The 20,233-nt window shown below is 65.0% G+C and carries 17 protein-coding genes; 11 read left to right on the top strand and 6 right to left on the bottom strand.

Going from position 1 to position 20,233, the window contains the following annotated elements; all coding sequences use genetic code 11:
- Positions 1 to 15 precede the first annotated feature (15 nt).
- Both M2332_RS06095 and M2332_RS06090 read right to left on the bottom strand, forming a co-directional pair.
- Complete coding sequence (locus tag M2332_RS06095; RefSeq protein WP_264573356.1) at positions 16 to 939, bottom strand: EamA family transporter; 924 nt, start codon at positions 937 to 939, stop codon at positions 16 to 18.
- Positions 940 to 964: 25 nt separating this feature from the next.
- A complete protein-coding gene (locus tag M2332_RS06090) occupies positions 965 to 2,488 on the bottom strand; it encodes a fumarate hydratase (protein ID WP_264573355.1) in 1,524 nt (507 codons plus the stop codon).
- 170 nt (positions 2,489 to 2,658) lie between these two features.
- On the opposite strand from M2332_RS06090, the gene M2332_RS06085 reads away from it, so the two are divergent.
- Positions 2,659 to 2,904: a GlsB/YeaQ/YmgE family stress response membrane protein gene (locus M2332_RS06085; protein ID WP_264573354.1), complete on the top strand. Its 246-nt coding sequence runs from the start codon at positions 2,659 to 2,661 to the stop codon at positions 2,902 to 2,904.
- Between the two features lie 130 nt (positions 2,905 to 3,034).
- Here the strand turns inward: M2332_RS06085 and M2332_RS06080 are convergent, their stop codons facing one another.
- The 4 genes from M2332_RS06080 to M2332_RS06065 form a co-directional block, all read right to left on the bottom strand.
- Positions 3,035 to 3,916, bottom strand: coding sequence for an arylamine N-acetyltransferase family protein (locus M2332_RS06080; protein ID WP_264573353.1), 882 nt, complete (start codon positions 3,914 to 3,916; stop codon positions 3,035 to 3,037).
- 16 nt (positions 3,917 to 3,932) lie between these two features.
- Positions 3,933 to 5,810, bottom strand: a complete 1,878-nt coding sequence (locus M2332_RS06075) for an ABC-F family ATP-binding cassette domain-containing protein (RefSeq protein WP_264573352.1) — start codon at positions 5,808 to 5,810, stop codon at positions 3,933 to 3,935.
- Between the two features lie 70 nt (positions 5,811 to 5,880).
- Positions 5,881 to 6,300, bottom strand: a complete 420-nt coding sequence (locus M2332_RS06070; RefSeq protein ID WP_264573351.1) for a VOC family protein — start codon at positions 6,298 to 6,300, stop codon at positions 5,881 to 5,883.
- 176 nt (positions 6,301 to 6,476) lie between these two features.
- Positions 6,477 to 7,031, bottom strand: a complete 555-nt coding sequence (locus M2332_RS06065) for a DUF3617 domain-containing protein (RefSeq protein ID WP_264573350.1) — start codon at positions 7,029 to 7,031, stop codon at positions 6,477 to 6,479.
- A gap of 231 nt (positions 7,032 to 7,262) precedes the next feature.
- On the opposite strand from M2332_RS06065, the gene uvrB reads away from it, so the two are divergent.
- The 10 genes from uvrB to M2332_RS06015 all read left to right on the top strand — a co-directional run bounded on the left by uvrB (position 7,263) and on the right by M2332_RS06015 (position 20,209).
- Positions 7,263 to 9,458, top strand: coding sequence for an excinuclease ABC subunit UvrB (gene uvrB, locus M2332_RS06060; protein ID WP_264574907.1), 2,196 nt, complete (start codon positions 7,263 to 7,265; stop codon positions 9,456 to 9,458).
- 288 nt (positions 9,459 to 9,746) lie between these two features.
- Positions 9,747 to 10,940: an efflux RND transporter periplasmic adaptor subunit gene (locus M2332_RS06055; protein WP_264573349.1), complete on the top strand. Its 1,194-nt coding sequence runs from the start codon at positions 9,747 to 9,749 to the stop codon at positions 10,938 to 10,940.
- Positions 10,941 to 11,038: 98 nt separating this feature from the next.
- Positions 11,039 to 14,179, top strand: coding sequence for an efflux RND transporter permease subunit (locus M2332_RS06050; protein ID WP_264573348.1), 3,141 nt, complete (start codon positions 11,039 to 11,041; stop codon positions 14,177 to 14,179).
- Between the two features lie 131 nt (positions 14,180 to 14,310).
- Entirely contained in the window at positions 14,311 to 15,552 is a 1,242-nt protein-coding gene (locus tag M2332_RS06045; protein ID WP_264573347.1) for a DUF445 domain-containing protein, read from the top strand.
- A gap of 91 nt (positions 15,553 to 15,643) precedes the next feature.
- Entirely contained in the window at positions 15,644 to 16,030 is a 387-nt protein-coding gene (locus tag M2332_RS06040; RefSeq protein ID WP_413715979.1) for a DUF2946 family protein, read from the top strand.
- 67 nt (positions 16,031 to 16,097) lie between these two features.
- Positions 16,098 to 16,568, top strand: a complete 471-nt coding sequence (locus tag M2332_RS06035; RefSeq protein ID WP_264573346.1) for a copper chaperone PCu(A)C — start codon at positions 16,098 to 16,100, stop codon at positions 16,566 to 16,568.
- A complete protein-coding gene (locus M2332_RS06030; protein WP_264573345.1) occupies positions 16,555 to 17,178 on the top strand; it encodes an SCO family protein in 624 nt (207 codons plus the stop codon). The genes M2332_RS06035 and M2332_RS06030 overlap by 14 nt, the downstream gene beginning before the upstream one ends.
- Before the next feature lie 40 nt (positions 17,179 to 17,218).
- Entirely contained in the window at positions 17,219 to 19,222 is a 2,004-nt protein-coding gene (locus M2332_RS06025) for a TonB-dependent receptor family protein (protein WP_264573344.1), read from the top strand.
- A gap of 151 nt (positions 19,223 to 19,373) precedes the next feature.
- Complete coding sequence (locus tag M2332_RS06020) at positions 19,374 to 19,934, top strand: type 1 glutamine amidotransferase domain-containing protein (protein WP_264573343.1); 561 nt, start codon at positions 19,374 to 19,376, stop codon at positions 19,932 to 19,934.
- A 5-nt stretch (positions 19,935 to 19,939) separates the two neighbouring features.
- On the top strand, positions 19,940 to 20,209 hold the full coding sequence (locus M2332_RS06015; RefSeq protein ID WP_181560308.1) for a hypothetical protein: 270 nt from the start codon (positions 19,940 to 19,942) through the stop codon (positions 20,207 to 20,209).
- Positions 20,210 to 20,233: the final 24 nt, after the last annotated feature.

Raw genomic sequence — 20,233 nt, 5'->3', positions numbered from 1 at the left:
TAGTGGCGCGCCGCCCTAATCTCGGGCGCCGAGCAGCGCTAGCACCACCGCGCTCACCACCAGCAGCAGGCCGATCACTTCGCTCCGGCGCAGGCGCTCGCGCAGATAGAAATGCGCAAAGCTGAGCGTGAAGACGACCTCGCTCTGGCCGACGATCCGCACCAGCGCTACCGGTGCCGTCGCAAAGCCGGTGAACCAGCAGGCCGAGCCGAGTGCGGAGAGAAAGCCGACCTGGCCCGAGACGCGCCATGTCTCGAACACCCTGCGCACCTGTTCCGGCTCGCGCCACAGCAGGTAGCCGCCCTGCATCACCGTCTGCAGGGCAACGGTGATGACCAGCACCGTCAGCGCGGCGGAAATGGGGTCGGGCGTGGCCACGTCCATCGTCGCGCGCCGAATGGCAATCGCCGTGAGCGCGAAGAAGAAGCCGGACGCGATGCCGTAGCGCGCGGCGGGCTGGCCGAGGGCGCGCAGAAAATCGCCCGCGCTCATCCGCTTGCCGCCGGTCGAGAGCAGCATGACGCCTACGACGCCAATGGCGATGCCGATCCAGGCCAGCAGGCTCAGGGTCTCGCCGAGCAACAGGATGGAGAGCAGGGCGCCCTGCGCAGCTTCCGTCTTGGAGTAGGCGGTGCCGACGACGAAATTGCGATGATGGAAGGCCATCAGCAGCAGATTCGTCGCCAGAATCTGCGCCAGTCCGCCCAATGCGCTGTAGATGACGGTGGCGCTGGAGAAGGCCGGGAACAGCCCGTCCCGCAGCAGGGCGTGATAGCCCAGCATCAGCACCGCCGCGAAGGGCAGGCCGTAGAGATAGCGCACAAGGCCAGCGGCATTCACGGACATCATCTGCCCGACGCGCCGCTGCACGGCCGTCCGCCACGCCTGAAGCAGGCCGGCCAGCAGCGTCGCCGGCAGCCAGATCGGCGAAGAAATCAACGCTGCGCCCTATGCCGGGTCAGGTTCATGCTTTCTCCAGCAGGCCTTCCCGGGCGATCTTCTCCTGCCAGACGAGCGGCGCGAGCTGGTGGACGTTGTTGCCTTCGCTATCCACCGCGACGGTGACGGGGAAGTCCTGCACCTCAAACTCGTAGATCGCTTCCATGCCTAGATCCTCGAAGCCGACCACCTTGCTGCCCTTGATCGCCCGCGCGACGAGATAGGCCGCGCCGCCGACCGCCATCAGATAAGCGCTCTTGGCCTCCTTGATCGCCTCGGTCGCCGCCGGGCCGCGCTCGGCCTTGCCGACGCAGGCAAGCAGGCCCTCGTCGAGCATCATCCGCATGAACTTGTCCATGCGGGTCGCGGTCGTCGGGCCAGCCGGGCCGACCACTTCCTCGCCCACCGGATCGACCGGACCGACATAATAGATCACGCGGCCCTTGAACTCGACCGGCAGTTGCTCGCCCTTGGCCAGCATGTCCTGAATGCGCTTGTGGGCGGCATCGCGGCCGGTGAGCATCTTGCCGTTGAGCAGCAGGCGGTCGCCCTGCTTCCAGCTCTGCACCATCTGGGGCGTGAGCGCATCGAGATCGACGCAGATCGCTTCGGCGCTCGGCTTCCAGTCCACCTTGGGCCATTCATCGAGCTTGGGCGCTTCCAAATAGGCGGGGCCGGAGCCATCCAGCGAGAAATGCGCGTGGCGCGTGGCGGCGCAATTGGGGATCATCGCCACTGGCTTGCCCGCCGCATGGCAGGGCGCATCGAGGATCTTGACGTCGAGGATCGTAGCAAGCCCGCCCAGACCCTGCGCGCCGATGCCGAGCGCGTTCACCTTGTCGAAAATCTCGATGCGCAGCGCCTCGATGTCCGTCTGCGGCCCGCGCGCCTTGAGGCTCGCCATGTCGATCTGCTCCATCAGCGCCTTCTTGGCGAGGTGGACGCAATGCTCGGCCGTGCCGCCGATGCCGATGCCGAGCATCCCCGGCGGGCACCAGCCGGCGCCCATTTGCGGCAGCATTTCAAGCACCCAGTCGACGATATTGTCAGCCGGGTTCATCATCTTGAACTTGGACTTGTTCTCGCTGCCACCGCCCTTGGCCGCGACATCGACATGGACATGATGGCCCGGCACCATTTCGACATGAAGCACGCAGGGCGTGTTGTCCTTGGTATTCCGCCGCGTGAAGGCGGGGTCGGCCAGCACGGATGCGCGCAGCTTGTTCTCGGGGTTGAGATAAGCGCGACGCACGCCCTCGTCGACGACCTCCTGCAGCGACTTGCTGGTGTCGTCGAGGCGGCAATCCATGCCCCACTTCACGAACACGTTGACGATGCCAGTATCCTGGCAGATCGGGCGATGGCCCTCGGCGCACATGCGGCTGTTGGTGAGGATCTGCGCGATGGCGTCCTTCGCCGCCGGCCCTTGCTCCGCTTCATAGGCGGTGCCCAGCGCGCGGATATAATCCATCGGGTGATAGTAGCTGATGAATTGAAGCGCATCGGCGACGCTTTCGATCAGGTCGGCGGTCTTGATGGTCACGGTCATGGCGCGCGTGAGACTCCCGGCAAATGGCAAGGAAAGGCGGTTTGGATGCCGCGCGCTATACGCCTTTGGCCTGCGCAGGCAAGCGCTCGACGCCGTTGCGGTGCGGGCCGATCCGCGCAATAACCGCTCAGCGGCGCGCTCATGACGCCGCGGGCAGGAAGGATGCATCTATGTTCCGGATCATCGGCTATATCGTCGTCGGCCTCATCGTTGGCGTCTTCGCGCGCTTCTTCTATCCCGGCGCCGTGGACCTCGGCTGGATCGCCACGATCCTGCTCGGCATCGGCGGTGGCATCATCGGCGGCTTCTTCGCGGGGCTGATGGATGGCAAGAGCGGCAACTTCCGCCCGGTCGGCTTCATCGGCTCCGTGCTCGGTGGGATGCTGCTGATCTTCATCGTGCGATCATTGAGCTAGGCGCGGTCAAGCCTAGGAACCGCCTTGTGTTCCTGTGAAAACAGGAACCCAGGGCACAACCGCTGTCCCCCGCCGCCCTGGGCTCCTGCTTCCGCAGGAGCACCGCGTCATCGGTAAGAGGTAACGCCGATTATTCGGCCGCGCTCGAACTGTTAAGTGGCGCAAACAGGGGCAGTGCGGCCACGTCATCCGGCGCAAGGGTGAGGCCGAAAACCTCCGCCAGCGTTGCCCGATACTCTTCCGGAGCGGCAATATCTCGGATTTCGCGGTTAGACCCCCGCGCGATCGAGAAACTCCGCTCGGTCAGCGCGGCAAAGCCGTCGGGCAGGACGATGCTGACAATGTGCAGGGTCGTAAAGCGCGAGGCCGCCCGCGTGGAGGTCCAGTGGTTGCACTGCTCCAGATCGATGGGTGCCACCGGATCGAGGTGGAACGCATATTGCGGTTGCCAGTCGTCGGTCTCCACGCTGCGCCCGTCGGTGGAGGCCGTCGGGCCGGCGCGCTCCAGCAGCCATTCGCCGAGGACGTCGCCGGGCTGGCCGGTCCGGCGCAGGCGATGGCTGGCCCCGTCGGGCGTCGGGGCCTCGGCGCCGTCCTGCAAGGGGAGGGGCGGCACGAAACTGCCGCCAAATCCGGCATCGGCCACCCAAGGCTGGCCTTCGATCTCAAGCAGCAACAGAGTATGCGTGCGCGGCGGGATGTCGCCGGGCGCCGCGCCGAGCAACACCCGCGCGAGCAGCGGTCTGGCCGGCAGGCCAAGCGTGCCCAGCATGTCGGCAAACAGCCGGTTCTGCTCGAAGCAATAGCCGCCGCGCCGCCGGGTGACGAGCTTGTCGAACACGCTGTTCCCGTCGATCAGGATCGGGCGGCCCAGGCGCACATCCAGATTCTCGAACGCGATGCGCCGGCGCTGCGCCGCCTGAAGAATGGCGAGGCCGTCGGCATCGGGCGCCGGCGCGGACTCAAGGCCGAGGCGGGTCAGATAGGCGTCGAGGCGGGCGGCGGCGGTCATGGCAGGCTCGCCCCGGTCAGGCCGCGTCGAGGCTATCGAGCGCCTCGCTGGCTTCCATCCAGCTCTGTTCGGCCTGTTCGATGGCGCCGTCCAGCTTGGCGCGCCGCTGCATCAGTTCGCTCATCGTCCGGTCCTTTTCCTGCGGGCCAGCCTTTGCCGGATCGAACAGGGCGAGATCGATCCGCGAGCGCTCGGCGGTGAGATCGGCCAGCGCTTTCTCTGTCTTCTTCACAGCCGCCTGCAGCGCCTTGTAGCGCTCCCGTGCCTGGGCGTTCGCGCGACGATCGGCCTTGCGGTCGTTCTTGGACCCGCTCTCCTTCGCCGGGGCACTGGCACCGCGCCCGAGCACGAAGTCGGTATAATCCTCAAGGCTGCCGTCAAAAGGCTGCGCCAGTCCGCTATCGACCAGCACCAGCCGGTCGGCGACCAGCTCGATCATGTGCCGGTCGTGGCTGACGATCACCACCGCGCCGGAATAGCTGTTGAGCGCCTGGACCAGTGCCTCGCGGCTATCGACGTCGAGGTGGTTGGTCGGCTCGTCGAGGATCAGCAGGTGCGGCGCGTGGCGGGTGATCAGCGCCAACGCCAGCCGCGCGCGTTCGCCGCCCGAGAGCGACCCGACCTTCTGGGTCGCCCTTATGCCCGAAAAGCCGAACCGCCCAAGCTGCGCCCGCACCGCGCCGGGGGTGGCGCCCTTCATCTGCCGGGTCATGTGCTCCAGCGGGGTGTCTTCCGTATCCAGCTCTTCCACTTGATATTGGGTGAAATAGCCGACGTTCATCTTGCCCGAGGCGTTCATCGCGCCGTCCATGGCCGGCAATTGCGCGGCCAGTAGCCGGGCCAGCGTCGTCTTGCCGTTGCCGTTCTTGCCGAGCAGCGCGATGCGGTCATCGGGGTCGATGCGCAGATTGAGGCGCTGGAGGATCGGGGTCTCATTGTAGCCGACCGACGCCATATCGAGCGTGATGAGCGGCGGGCGCAGCGCTTCGGGATCGGGGAAGTCGAAAGAGAGGCTGGGGTCTTCCAGGGCAGCGGCGATGGGCTGCATCTTGGCCAGGGCCTTGGCCCGCGATTGCGCCTGCTTGGCCGTGCTGGCGCGCGCGCTGTTGCGCGCGACATAATCCTGCAGCTTGGCACGCTCTGCCGCCTGCTTCTCGCGGGCCGATTCGAGCTGGGCGAGCCGCTCGGCGCGCTGCCGCTCGAACGCGTCATAGCCACCCGGATAAAGGGTGATCTTGCCGCCCTCCAGATGCAGGATGTGGTCCACCACATTATTGAGCAGGTCGCGCTCGTGGCTGATCACCAGCACCGTGCCGCGATATTCTTTGAGAAAGCTTTCCAGCCACAGGGTCGCTTCGAGGTCGAGGTGGTTGGATGGCTCGTCGAGCAGGAGCAGGTCCGGCTCGGAGAAGAGCAGGGCGCCCAGCGCGACACGCATCTTCCACCCGCCCGAGAAGCTGTCGAGCGGCCGGTTCTGCATCTCTTCATCGAAACCGAGGCCCGTGAGGATGCGACCCGCGCGCGCGGGCGCGGCGTAGGCATCGATGGCGATCAGGCGATCGTGCAGGTCGCCCAGCCGGTCCGGGTCTTCGCACGTCTCGCTCTCCACCAGCAGCGCAGCGCGCTCGGTATCGGCAGCGAGCACGGTGTCGAACGGCGTGGCGCTGCCGCTCGGCGCTTCCTGCGCGATATAGCCCAGCCGCGTGTCACGGGGCATGTCGACCGATCCACCATCGGGGTCGAGGTCGCCGATGATCGTCTTCATCAGGGTGGACTTGCCGGCGCCATTGCGGCCGATCAGGCCGACCCGCGACCGGGGCGGCAATGCCGCGCTCGCGGCATCGAGAATGACACGGCCCCCCAGCCGCACGGTGATATCATTGATGGTCAGCATGGCGCGCCGTTAGCACAAGCGCAGCGCAGGTCGCCCGGAAAATTCTGTCCGCCCGCGTGTGTTTGCGGATCTAGCCGGCCAGCGCAGCCGTCTCCGCATCGCCGTCGCCGGGACCGACGCAGTAGAAACAGAGCTTGTTCCCATCGAGATCACGCACATAGGCGGCGTAGAAGGCCTGACTCCCATCGGCACTACGCAGACCAGGCGGGCCTTCATCCACCCCGCCCATTTCGATGGCCTTGCCATGTAGGCGCCGCACCTTCTCCCGCGTGCGCTGGCCCATGGCGACCATCGCCCCATTGCCGGGGGTCGCCGGTCCGCCATTGAAGGGCTTGGCGACGCCAAACATCGGTTTGCTCCAGCTGGCGCCCCAGGCCGCGATATGCGGCAGCTCCAGCAACCTTCGGATGCCGACACTGCCGAACAGCGCATCATAGAAGGCCATGGCGCGCTGCAGGTCATTGGTGCCCACCGTCGTGTAGCCGATCATGGGTGCCTCTCCACCGGGATGGACCGCTTGCCCGACTCAACGCCGCGCGAACCAGCGGCTCCATACAGTAGAATTCGGCTGGTGCTAACCGGTCCCGCTCCACGCTAGTTCTGCCGCCCCGAATTGAAACGCTTCGCATGGGCGGGTCCCTATCGCCCGCAGGGCGACCGAGGCTGTCAGCCCTGCTCGTCTCCCTTGCAGGCGCCGACCCGCTTGGCATCTACTGTCATCTTCATCGTCATCTCGCCTGCGGCGTCCCCGCCTTGGGCCTTTGAGGCCATTTCCATCCGGTAGCGGTCGGGGGCATATTCGCCGTCCATCTTCATTTCCATGCGGCCCTGCGCGCCGCCATCGCATTTGAGTAGCGCGGAAATCTTACCATTTTTCATCGTGAAGTGATCATATTTGCAGCTCTTGTCGTGCTCGCCGGGGAATAAGGCCTTCTGCTCCTTCACATCCTCCTCGGTCACGCAACTGGTGAAGCTTCGCCCGGCGCCCATCTGCGCCTTCATGTGATCACGCGCTTCGGCCGGCAGACCGGGCATCTCGATCTCCTGCACCGTCATCTGGCCTTCCCACCGGCCGGGGCTGACCATGACGCCATCGCCGCCGGCAGCCGCCACTTGCTGCTGCACTTCCTCGGGCGTCGCGTTGGTCGCCGAAACATCCGGGCCGCTATCGCAGCCGGAGAGGACAAGAAGGGTAGGGGTGATCAGAAAAACGGCGCGCATGGGCATATCCTCGTCGCAAGGCCCGGCACCTGTGTGTCCAAGCTCGTCCGGCCGGTGATGGAGGTTTCGCCTGCGCGGGGCAAGCCCGAGAATAAGGCGCGGGGGGTCGGATCGGCCGTAAAGCCTGACTGATGCTCACCCCATATCATGATGGCGGGCCCAGTCATCGTCGATCCCGCTTTGTTCTTCCGCCCCATTGCCGCCGGCGGCCACAATCGCCATATTCCCCCTATGGCGATCCAGATCCGCACGACTCTAGCCGAGCCCCAAACCGACCAGTCCTTCGTTCCCCATCGTCCGGCACGCCCGGAGAAGGCGGAGGGCGGCAGGCGTTTCAAGCTGGTGAGCGATTATCAGCCGGCCGGCGACCAGCCGACCGCCATTGCCGAGCTGGTCGAGGCGGCCGAGGCTGGCGAGAAGGATCAGGTGCTGCTCGGCGTCACCGGGTCGGGCAAGACCTTCACCATGGCGAAGGTGATCGAAGCGGTACAGCGCCCCGCGCTGGTGCTGGCGCCCAACAAGATCCTCGCCGCCCAGCTCTATGGGGAGTTCAAGAGCTTCTTCCCTGACAATGCGGTGGAATATTTCGTCAGCTATTATGATTACTACCAGCCCGAGGCCTATGTGCCCCGCTCGGATACGTACATCGAGAAAGAGTCGAGCGTGAACGAGGGGATCGACCGGATGCGCCACTCGGCGACCCGGTCGCTGCTGGAGCGCGATGACGTGATCATCGTCGCGTCCGTCTCGTGCATTTACGGTATCGGTTCGGTCGAGACCTATTCAGCGATGACCTTCAGCCTCAAGAAGGGCGAGAGCGCCGATCAGCGGGAGATCATCCGCAAGCTTGTGGCGCTGCAATATAAGCGCAACGATGCCGCCTTCGCGCGCGGCAATTTCCGCGTGCGCGGCGACAATCTGGAGATTTTCCCGAGCCACTATGAGGATAATGCCTGGCGGATCAGCTTCTTCGGCGACGAGATCGAGGAGATTGTGGAGTTCGATCCGCTGACAGGCAAGAAGGCGGCGAGCCTCGATTACGTCAAGGTCTTCCCCAATTCGCACCACGTTACCCCCGGCCCGACGCTCAAGCAGGCGATGGAGGCGATCCGCCATGAGCTGACCGAGCGGCTGAAGGAGCTGCTCGAGGAGGGTAAGTTGCTGGAGGCGCAGCGGCTGGAGCAGCGCACCAATTTCGATCTGGAGATGATCGCGGCGACTGGTTCCTGCGCCGGCATCGAGAATTACTCCCGCTTCCTCACCGGTCGCCTGCCGGGTGAGCCGCCGCCGACTTTGTTCGAGTATCTGCCGGAAAACGCGATCCTGTTCGTGGATGAGAGCCACCAGACCGTGCCGCAGATCGGCGCGATGGCGCGGGGCGATCATCGCCGCAAGGTGACGCTCGCCGAATATGGCTTCCGCCTGCCGAGCTGCATCGACAACCGCCCGCTGCGCTTCAATGAATGGGATGCGATGCGCCCGCAGACGGTCAGCGTCTCCGCCACGCCCGGCAACTGGGAGATGGAGCAGACCGGCGGCACCTTCTCCGAGCAGGTCATCCGCCCGACCGGTCTCATCGATCCGCCGGTGGAGATCAAGCCGGTCGAGGATCAGGTGGACGACCTGATCCATGAAGCCAAGCTGACCGCGCAAAAGGGCTACCGCACGCTCGTGACCACGCTCACCAAGCGCATGGCCGAGGATTTGACCGAGTTCATGCATGAGGCAGGCCTCAAGGTCCGCTACATGCACAGCGATGTCGAGACGCTGGAGCGCATTGAGCTGATCCGCGACTTGCGCCTGGGCGTCTATGACGTGCTCGTGGGCATCAACCTGCTGCGCGAGGGCCTGGATATTCCCGAATGCGGCCTCGTCGCCATTCTCGATGCCGACAAGGAAGGCTTTCTGCGCTCGGAAACCAGCCTCATCCAGACCATCGGCCGCGCCGCGCGCAACATCGATGGCCGCGTGATCCTCTATGCCGACCGCATGACAGGCTCGATGGAGCGCGCGCTCAACGAAACGAACCGTCGCCGCGAGAAGCAGGTCGCCTATAATCTGGAACATGGCATCACGCCGGAAAGCGTGAAGAAGCAGATCGGCGACATCATCGCCCATGTCGCCAGCAAGGATCAGGTGACCGTCGACACCGGCCTCGACGATGCGCCGCACATGGTGGGCCACAATCTGCGCGCCTATATCGAGGATCTCGAAAAGAAGATGCGCACCGCTGCCGCCGACCTCGAGTTCGAGGAAGCCGGCCGCCTGCGTGACCAGATCCGCAAGCTGGAAGCCGAGGAACTGGGGCTCCCCGTCGATCAGCAAGTCACCGCCAATGCCGGGCGCTATCTTGGCCGCGCAACGGAGGGCAAGCCCGGTACGCGCAAGATGCGCTATGGCAAGACGCAGCGAAAAATGGGGCGCTAGCCTCACAAACGGTGGAGACTTTTCGCGGGTCAATTTCGTTTGACAGCAAGTAGACGAAGTCTACAAGCCGGCACCGCCGCGACACTCGGATTTCATGCAGGCGCATCCGCCGAGCATCGCTTTTGCTCAGCGTTCATTCATGCTGCTGTCCTGTAAGGTCTTCAGCTTAGAAAGCGAAGTGAACCCAGGGTGTTGCGGCTGCGAGAAGGTGGGTATAATCCCGCTTGTCGATAGTGACTTATTCATGTAATACAGTTCGAGCTAAGGGGCGCCTAGGCGGCGAAACTCATGAACTATGAAGCGAACATGAAATACGGCGTGTCCAGTGTGGACCCGGAAGAGGCCGAGAGTCGGCAGAAGCGGCGGCGCCTGCTGCTGGTCGTTGGCGCGCTGGTCGCGTTGGCGGTCATCGCCATGCTGGCCTATCGATTCTTCGGCGGTTCGGGCGATCAGGGCGAGCAGGTCAGCCAGGTGGCAATCGTCACCGTCGCCGTGCCCGCGCAGGAAGCCGTGACGCGCACCGCCAATGCCACCGGCTCGCTGGCAGCGCGGGTGGATATGCCCGTCGGCGTGGTTGGCGAGGGTGGCCGCGTGGTCGCCGTTCATGTTCAGCCGGGCGACTGGGTCGGCGCGAATCAGATTCTCGCGACCATCGAGCGATCGGTGCAGGCCCAGCAGATTACCCAGCTCGAAGCGTCCGTGCAGGTCGCTCGGGCCGACGCCAAGCTGGCCCAGAACAATCTTGATCGCGCCAAGGCGCTGGTGAGCGACGGGTTCGTGTCCCGCGCTGACATCGACCAGAAGACCGCGACGCGCGATGCTGCCGTGGCCCGGGTCAATGTGGCGGTGGCGCAGCTCAACCAGATGCGCGCGCAGGTCGGGCGGCTGGATATTCGCGCGCCGGCCGCAGGGCTGGTGCTCACGCGTTCGGTCGAGCCGGGTCAGGTCGTCTCCGGCGGCAGTGGCGTGCTGTTCCGCATCGCGCGCGCGGGCGAAATGGAAATGAAGGCACTGCTCTCCGAAGATGAGCTGGCCTTGCTGTCCGAAGGTGCCGTAGCACGCGTGACGCCTGTCGGCATGACGCAGAGCTTCGAGGGCCGCGTGTGGCAGATCGCGCCGGTGATCGACCAGACGTCGCGCCAGGGCATCGTCCGCATCGCCGTGCCTTATAATGCCGCGCTGCGTCCGGGTGGTTTCGCTAATGCGGAGATTGCTATGGAGCGCGTGTCGGCAGCGGTCCTGCCGGAGTCCGCGATTCAGAGCGACCCGAAGGGCAGCTATGTCTACGTCGTCGGCAAGGATAACAAGGTCGAGCGCCGGTCGGTGAAGACGGGCGCCGTGACAACGCGGGGCATCGCGGTGGTGCAGGGGCTCAATGGTTCGGAGCGCGTCGTGCTCTATGCCGGCGGCTTCCTCAGCCCGGGCGAGACGGTCAAGCCCCGGCTCGCGAAGAGTGCAACGGACGGAAGGGCTGGCGGCTGACCGGCGACGCCTGACAGGGCGACGTCTAACAGGCGACGTCTAACAGGGCGCCGCTGCTTGTGGCGGCCGTCACACGCTAGATTGGCAGGACAGACGAGATGAGTCTTCGCAACATATCGGCCTGGAGCATCCGCAATCCGGTGCCGCCGATCGTGCTCTTCATCGGCCTGCTGCTGGCGGGCATCATTGCGTTCAGCCGCATGGCCGTCGTGGATAATCCGGACATCGATTTTCCGGCCGTCAACGTCACGATCAGCCAGCCGGGCGCCGCGCCGACGGAAATCGAGACACAGATCACCCAGCGCGTCGAGGCGGCGGTGCGGTCGATCAATGGCGTCGATGAAATCCAGTCGACGGCCAGCGAAGGATCGAGCCAGACCTTCGTCCAGTTCCAGATCGGCGTCGATTCCAACGTCGCGACCCAGGAAGTGAAGAACGCGGTCGACCAGATCCGCAGCGATCTGCCCGATGGCATTCTCGAACCGTTCGTCCAGAAGGTCGAAGTCGGCGGCGCCGAGATCGCGTTTTTCTCGGTCCAGGCTTCGGACATGACGATCGAGCAGCTGAGCTGGTTCGTCGACGATACGGTGGCCAAGCGCCTGCTCGGCATCGAAGGCATGGCGCGCGTCGGGCGCGGCGGCGGCGTCGATCGCGAGATCCGCGTGACGCTGGATCCGGCCAAGATGCAGTCGCTCGGTGTCACGGCGTCCCAGGTCAATCAGGCGCTGCGTCAGGTGAACGTCAACGCGGCGGGCGGCCAGGCGGAGATCGCCGGCTCGCGCCAGTCGGTGCGCGTGCTGGGCAATGCGCAGGATGCCTACAGCCTCGGCCAGACCCAGATATCGCTGGGCAACGGCCGCACGATCCTGCTGGCGGACATCGCCAGCGTGACCGATGGATATGGCGAGCAGAAGCGCTTGGCCAAGGTCGGCGGCAAGCAGGTCGTCAACTTCTCCATCGAGCGCGCCAAGGGCGCATCGGACGTCAGCGTCTTCGATGAAACGCTCAAGGTGTTGAAGCAGCTTGAGACGGAAAATCCCGGCATTCGCTTCTACCAGCGCTTCAACAGCGTGAACTATACCAAGAGCCAGTATAGCAGCTCGATGCACGCTCTCATCGAGGGTGCGGTGCTCGCCGTCATCGTGGTGTTCATCTTCCTGCGCGACTGGCGTGCGACGGTGATCAGCGCCATCGCCATTCCGCTCTCGGCGATCCCGACCTTCTATTTCATGGATTTGATGGGGTTCAACCTGAACTCCCTGTCCCTGCTCGCGCTCGGTCTGGTGGCCGGCGTGCTGGTCGACGATGCGATCGTGGAGATCGAGAACATCGTGCGGCACATGCGCATGGGCAAAACGGCTTATCAGGCCTCCATCGACGCGGCGGATGAGATCGGCCTCGCGGTGGTTGCAACGACGATGTCCATCGTCGCGGTGTTCTTCCCGGTCGCCTTGATGCCCGGCATCACCGGTCAGTTCTTCAAGAATTTCGGCTTCACGGTCGTCATCGCCGTGCTGATCAGCCTTGCCGTCGCGCGCATGATCACGCCGCTGGTCGCCGCTTACTTCCTCGAACATCATGGCGAGGAGAAGCATGGCGAAGGCTGGCTGATGGACCGCTATATGAGCCTGCTTGGCTGGGCACTCGATGATCGCAAGGCCAAGGCTTATGCCCGTGGCGGCGGGCTGGGGCGGCGGATTCGCGCACGCTTCCTCGATCATCGCGTCTGGATGATGGGCTTTGGTCTGGCAGCCTTCGCCTTGACCGTCATCCTGCTCATCTCGATGCCCAAGCAGTTCGAGCCCAATGCCGATCAGGATTTCAGCCGGATCAACATCGAGGCAGTGCCGGGCACCACGCTCCGGCAGAGCGAGGCCATTGCCGATCAGGTGACCGAGCTGCTGAACAAGCAGCCGGAAGTCGATACCGCCATGGCGAACGTCGGCGAAGGCAATGCCCGTATCTTCATCACGCTCAAGAAGGACCGCAAGCGGACCAGCATCGAGTTCGAGCGCGAACTGGCGCCTCGCCTCGCGGAAATAGCGGACGCGCGCGTCTCGTTCGCGTCCCAGCAGGGCGGGTTCGGCACGGGACGCGATATTTCCGTGATGCTCTCCGGCTCTGACCCGGCGCTTCTGGAAGAGACGGCGACGAAGGTTGCCGAAGAGATGAAGAGCCTGCCCGGTGTGGTGGCGCCGCGCGTCAATGCCGACATGCAGCGGCCGGAGCTCATCATCCGTCCGCGGCTCGATCTGGCGGCGCAACTTGGCGTCACGACGTCCGCGCTCAGCCAGACGATCCGCATCGCGACGCTGGGCGATATCGACCAGAATAGCGCGAAATTCTCGCTGTCCGATCGTCAGGTGCCCATCCGGGTCATGCTGCCGGAATCGGCGCGGCGCGATCTCTCGAACATCGAGAACTTGCCTGTCCCCACGGCGGGCGGCGGCACCGTGCCGCTCAGCCGCGTCGCCGAGATCAGCTTCGGCTCCGGGCCCACCTCCATCCAGCGTTATGCCCAGCAGCGCCGCATCTTCGTCGGTGCGGATCTGGCGCAGGGCGCGGTCAAGGGTCCTGTCATGGAGGCGATCAACAAGCTGCCGACCATGCGCAACCTGCCGCAGGGCGTGAGCAATCAGGCTGTCGGCAGCGATCGCTGGCAGGAGGAGTTGATCCAGAACTTCGTCATCGCCGTGACCTCTGGCGTGCTGCTGGTCTTCGCGGTGCTGGTGCTGCTCTACAAGCGATTCATCTCGCCGCTGGTGAACATGTGCTCGCTGGCGCTGGCGCCCTTGGGTGGCCTGCTGCTGATGCTGGTGATGAACGAGCCGCTCTCGCTGCCGGTCTATATCGGCCTGCTCATGCTGCTGGGCATCGTCGGCAAGAACTCGATCCTGCTGATCGACTTCGCGCTGGAGGAGATGGACAAGGGCGTGCCCAAGTTCGAGGCGATCATGGAAGCCGGCCACAAGCGCGCCCAGCCGATCGTGATGACGACAGTTGCCATGACCGCCGGCATGGTGCCGACCGCGCTCTCGCTCACGGGTGATGGCGCTTGGCGCTCGCCGATGGGCATCACCGTGATCGGCGGCCTCATCCTCTCGACGCTGCTCACCCTCGCGATCGTGCCGGCGGCGTTCAGCCTCGCTGATGGCGTGGAAAAGCGGATCGGCCCGTGGCTGCGCCGCCGGGTGCTGACCTATGACGGCAAGGGCGAGGCCGCTCAGCCAGCCGAATAAGCAGGGGTTTCAGGAACTCTTGTCGCTGGCGGGACTTCTTCCGGCAGCGGCTTGGTTCGCGTGCGGGGATGGACCTGTTGCGCGATGCCTTGCCGGATGACCCAGGGGCAGCACTCGGCTAGAGACGTCGCATGATCAAGGTTCCCGTCCATAGCGGCGTGCGGCAGATGCGCATCATTGCGACCGGGTTGCTGGTCGTGATGGCGATTGCCTATGTGTCGGCGCGTCGGTTCGAGGACCTGCATCCGGCTTTGGGCTTCGTTCGGGCGTTTGCGGAAGCGGCCATGGTCGGCGGATTGGCCGACTGGTTCGCGGTTACTGCGCTGTTCCGTCATCCGCTGGGCTTGCCGATCCCGCACACTGCGATCATCCCCCGCAACAAGGACCGCATCGGCGATACGCTGGCCGTCTTCCTGCGCGACAATTTCCTCACGCCCGCCGTCGTCGCTCGCCGCATGGGCCGGCTGGATGTCGCCGGCGCGGCCGGGCGCGTGCTGGCGGCGCCGGCCGCCGGCGATGGACGGCTGCGCCGTGGCGCCTCCCGCTTGCTGGCCGATTCTCTGGAAGCGCTGGATGATGAGCGGCTAGGCGGGATGCTCAAGGGCGTGCTGGTCCAGCGCATCGGCCAACTCAATGCCGCGCCCCTGCTGGGCCAGTTGCTCGCCGCCGCCATGAAGGACGGGCGCCACCAGCCGGTGCTCGACGCCCTGATCCGCTGGGGCGCGCGGACGCTGGAAGCCAATCGCGAGCTCATCCGCCAGATCGTGCATGAGCGCTCGGGCAAGATCATGCGCTTCACGGGGCTCGACGAGACCTTGGCCAACAAGATCATCGACGGGCTGGACAGGCTGCTGCAGGAGGCTGCTGACGACCCCGAGCACCGTCTGCGCTCCAAGGTGGAGGAGGGGCTGGCGACCCTTGCGGACGATCTCCAGACCGATCCCAAGATGCAGGCGCGTGTCGACCGCATCCGCGACGAGATGATCGCTAACCCGGCCATGCAGCGCTGGCTGGATGGCATCTGGCAAGCCGCTCGCGAGGCCATGCTGCGCGCCGCACGTGATCCGCAGGCAGCGCTCGCCGGGCGGATGGGCGAGGTGGTGCGCCAGCTTGGCGAAACGCTCCGCGACGATCCCGCGCTCAAGCATGTGGTCAATCGTTTCGCCCGGCGCGTCGCGGTCGGCACGGCGGCGCGCTACGGCGACAGCATCGTCCTGCTGGTCTCCGAAACCGTGCGCAGTTGGGACGCGCGAACGATCACCGGGCGGCTGGAAAATGCGGTCGGGCGCGATCTGCAATATATCCGTATCAACGGCACCCTTGTCGGCGGGTTGGTCGGTCTCACGCTGCACAGCCTGAGCTATCTGTTCTAGAAAATCCGCTCCTGCCTGCGCGCCGTGAGGTTTTATCCGTTCGCGGGTGACAAATGCGGCGGAGGGGATTAGGAGCGCGGCCGTGTTGCATATGCGCCGCCTTGTTCATTCGCACCGCTGCTGGGCTGCCACGCTGCTCGGCCTCGCGTTGCTGTTCAAGGCGCTGATGCCGGCGGGCTTCATGCCGGTCGTCAGCGGTAAGACGCTCACCGTCGAGCTATGCTCGTCCGGCGGGGCGGGGCCGATCACGCTGCACATTCCCGTCGAGGGCAAGGACAAGACGCCGCAGACCCAATCGGATCAGACCTGCGCCTTCGGCGGCCTGACGGCTCAGGCGCTTGCCGCAACCGATCCGGTCGTGCTTGAAGCCGCGCTGGCGTTCATCTTCGCGACGGCCCTGCTGCAGCCCGATCTGCGGCTGCCACGGCATGAGACCTATCTCCGACCCCCCCTACGCGGCCCTCCGGCCTACGCCTGACAATCTGAGCTGATTTGTCGGTCCTGCCGGCGCGTCGTCACGCGTGGGCATGTCGGAGTGTTTCTCAATGCAAATTCCTATCGTGATCGCGGCGGGTTTCGCCGCAGCTTTGGTGGCACCTGCCACCGCGCAGGGCGTCAAGAAGGACGGCCTCACCATCGATCGACCCTGGGCGCGGGAAACCGCGCGTGGGCAGTCTGCGGGTGGCGGTTTCCTCACCATCACCAACAGCGCCCGTGCGGATGAGCGGCTCACTGGCGGTAGCACGCCGGTCGCCACCCGCGTCGAAATCCACAGCATGAGCATGGAGGGCGGTGTCATGCGGATGCGGCCGCTCAAGAATGGCCTGCCGGTCGCGGCGGGCGGCTCTGTCGCGCTCAAGCCGGGCAGCTTCCATATCATGTTCATGGGCCTCAAGCGCCCGCTGGTGCGCGGCGAGACCATTCCCGTCACGCTCGACTTCGCCCGCGCCGGCAAGGTGCAGGTCTCGTTCGCCGTCGAGGCCGTCACTTATGGAGGCAGCCATGGCGGACACTGATCCGCGCCGGCTGGCTCGCATTCGTTTGTGGCTCTGGCTGCTGGTGGCGCTCGCTGCCCTTGGCCTTGGTATTCTGTTGGCCCTGCGGTTCGTCACCCAAGGTCCGCCGCAAGTGATAGCGGGGGCGCCGGCCGATGTGGGCCAGCATTTCTCGCTGGTCGACAGGGATGGAAAGCCGGTCACCGCGCAGACGCTCAAGGGCACGCCCTATGCGATCTTCTTCGGCTTCACCCGCTGCCCGGATATTTGCCCGACCACCCTCAGCCGCATGGCGCATCTGCGCAAGGCGATGGGGGCCGATGGGGACAAGTTCCGCATCGTCTTCGTCTCGGTCGACAGCGGCCATGACACGCCGGCTGATGTGGGTGCTTATGTCGATCTGTTCGGCACGCCCATTCTCGGCCTCACCGGTTCGCCAACCCAGATTGCCGACGCGGCGAAGTCCTTCCGGGTCTTCTACCAGAAGATCCCGCTCGAGGGCGGCGATTACACCATCGATCACAGCGCCTTCGTCATCCTCATGGGTCGCGACGGGCGCCTGCAATCCCTGCTGAGCGATCAGGATAGCGAAGATGCGGCCCTTGCCGAACTTCGCCGCCTGATCGCCTGACCCACAATATTTCAGACCCCGAACGGGGGGAGACATCATCATGAAAACGTCCTTTATCGCTCTCGCAACCATGCTCGCCATGGCCACGCCCGCTTTTGCCGAGGAGGCTGCTGATGCCGCCGCCGATGGCGAGCGCACCATCATCGTTGTGGGCCAGTCCCAAACGCAGGATGCCGAGCGGCTCGCCCGCGCCACGCCGGGCGGCACCGATGTCGTCCGGCACGAGGATTATGCCGACAAGACCATCGTCTCACTGCGCGATACGCTCGCCTTTTCACCCGGCGTCTACACCCAGCCGCGCTATGGGCAGGAGGTTCGCCTCTCCATTCGCGGCTCGGGCCTCTCGCGCGGCTACCACATGCGCGGCATCACGCTGCTGCAGGATGGCGCGCCGATCAATCTCGCTGACGACAATGGCGACTTTCAGGAACTGGACCCGATCTTCTTCGAGCGGCTGGAGGTCTATCGCGGCGCCAATGCCCTGCGCTTCGGCTCGGGCACGCTGGGCGGCGCGATCAATGGCGTGACCCCCACCGGCAAGGATGCGCCCGGCCTGTATTTGCGCGCCGATGCCGGCAGCTTCGAGACAGTCCGGGGGCTGGCGGCCTATGGCGGCAACAGTGGCCCGGCCGACTATTGGGTCGGCATGAGCGCCGATACCTCGGATGGCGACCGCCAGCACGCCCATCGCGAGAGCATGCGCGTCCATGGCAATGTCGGCCTCGCTCTGTCCGACGTTGTGAGCACGCGCTTCTATGCGAGCCTCAACCGCATCCGTCAGGATCTGCCCGGCGCGCTTACCGCTACGGATGTTCTGAATAATCCGCAAAAAGGCAATTTCAGCGGCGATCAGGGGCGGGATATCGACTCGATCCGCCTGCAGAACCGCACCCGCTTCGATTGGGGGCAGACCCGGCTCGATGTCGGGGCCTTCCTCAACATGAAGGATCTGTTCCACCCCATCTATGAAGTCATCGATCAGAAATCGACCGACCGGGGCGTCTTCGCCCGGCTGGACCATGATGCCGGCATTCTCTCCTTCACGCTGGGCGGCGAGTTCCGCCACGGCGAAACGCGGGCGCGCCAGTATCGGAATGTGAATGGGGAACGCGGCGCGCTGACCTTCGATGCCGATCAGACCGCGCGCACCGCCAATGTCTATGGCGAGGCGCGCCTGCAGCCGGTGCCGGGCGTCACGCTGATTGCCGGCGGCATTTATGCCGATGGCTTCCGCAAGCGCACGGTCCTGCTCTCCACGGGGCAAAGCGGGCGGTTGGCGTTCAATGAATTCTCGCCCAAGTTCGGCGTGCTCATCGAGCCGACGCCGGACATCCAGCTCTTCGCCAACTACAGCCGCTCGGCGGAATTCCCGGGCTTCGGGGAGGTTTTCCAGAGCGTCGGCACGCCGCCGGTCAGCACGCTCATTGCGGCCATCGCCCCGCAGACGGCCTGGACGGCGGAAATCGGCACCCGCGGGCAGGCGGGCATGGTGAGCTGGGATATCACCGCCTACCGTGCCACCCTGCGCGATGAGCTGCTGCAATATTCCCCCAATGGCACCACCGTTCCGGCCGCCACCTTCAACGCGGATCGCACGCGGCACAGTGGCATCGAGGCCGCCGTCAGCCTCGCGCCGACCCCCTGGCTGCGCCTGCGCCAGATCTGGCAATATTCGGACTTCCACTTCGTCGACGATGCGGTTTTCCAGAACAACCGCCTGCCGGTGGTGCCGCTGAATGTACTGCGCAGTGAAGTTCGGATCGGGACGGCGGCGCTCAATGTCGCGCCCAATCTCGAATGGGTGCCCCAAGGGGCATTTGCCGATTACGCCAACAGCACGCGCACGCCCGGCTATGCGCTGCTGGGCCTGACAGCAGGCGCGACGCTGACCAGCGGGATCGACCTGTTCCTCGACGTGCGGAACATCACCGACAAGAAGGCCATCGGCGACATTTCGGCAGTGATAGCTGCCACTGGAGCGTCAGCGATCTATTATCCGGTCGAGCGCCGCGCGGTGTACGGCGGCGTTCGCGCCCGCTTCTGAGACTGAATGAGAGCGCTGGCGGCGGAGGAATTGCTCCGCCGCCGGCGCATGATTGGTTCGGTTCAGCCTGTCTTGCACGTCCTTCGGGCTCGGAACGCCTGCCGGTGCGTTGTCCGGAATATCCCCAAACGCAAGGAAAGGCAGAGACCCCATGAGTCTGGAAGGAAAATCCATCGCGATCCTCATCGCGCCGCGCGGCACGGAAGAGCCCGAATTCGTTCAACCCCGCGACGCCGTGACCAAGGCGGGCGCCACCGTCACAGTGATCGGCATCGAGACGGGTGAAGCCAAGACCAACAATAATGATCTCGACCCCGGCGGCAGCTACACCGTCGATCGCGCGGTTGCCGATGTGTCTGTCGATGACTTCGACGGTCTGATCATCCCCGGCGGCAGCGTCGGCGCGGACAAGCTGCGCGGCGATGATGATGTCGTGGATCTGGTTCGCGCCTTCGCCGAGGCTGGCAAACCCATCGGCGTGATCTGCCACGGTCCGTGGCTGCTGGTCGAAGCCGATGTGGTCGAGGGGCGCACGCTCACCTCTTACCCCACCGTCAGGACCGATATCGAAAATGCCGGCGGTGATTGGGTGGATGAGGAAGTGGTCGTCGACAACGGCCTCGTCACCAGCCGCACGCCGGATGATCTGGACGCCTTCTGCGCCAAGATCATCGAGGAATTTGCTGAAGGTCGTCATGTCGATGCGGCCTGACCTGCATGTCTGACGGCTTGCTGACAGCCTTACAATATTATGGCGCGGCCGCGGCGACGCTGGCCGCGCTCATCGTGTCGCTCAATCTCGGCAGGCTATGGACGGGCTGGGCGATGGTGATTTTCGTCACCAGTTCCATGGCGCTTATCGGCTGGGGTTTCCTCCAGCCGGAGAGCGAAGGCATCGGCGTGCAGAACATCGTGCTGCTCGTCATCAATCTCGTCGGGGTGTGGCGTTACCTGCTGCGGCCGGGCCGGCGCCGGGCGGAAGGCTAAGCCAACCGCCCGGCACCGCACGGC

It is taken from the genome of Sphingobium sp. B11D3A (assembly GCF_025961695.1).
In the GTDB taxonomy this organism is placed as follows: Bacteria; Pseudomonadota; Alphaproteobacteria; order Sphingomonadales; family Sphingomonadaceae; genus Sphingobium.
The sequence above is the reverse complement of the archived record's forward strand: the minus strand, read 5'-3'. Positions and strand labels throughout refer to the sequence as shown.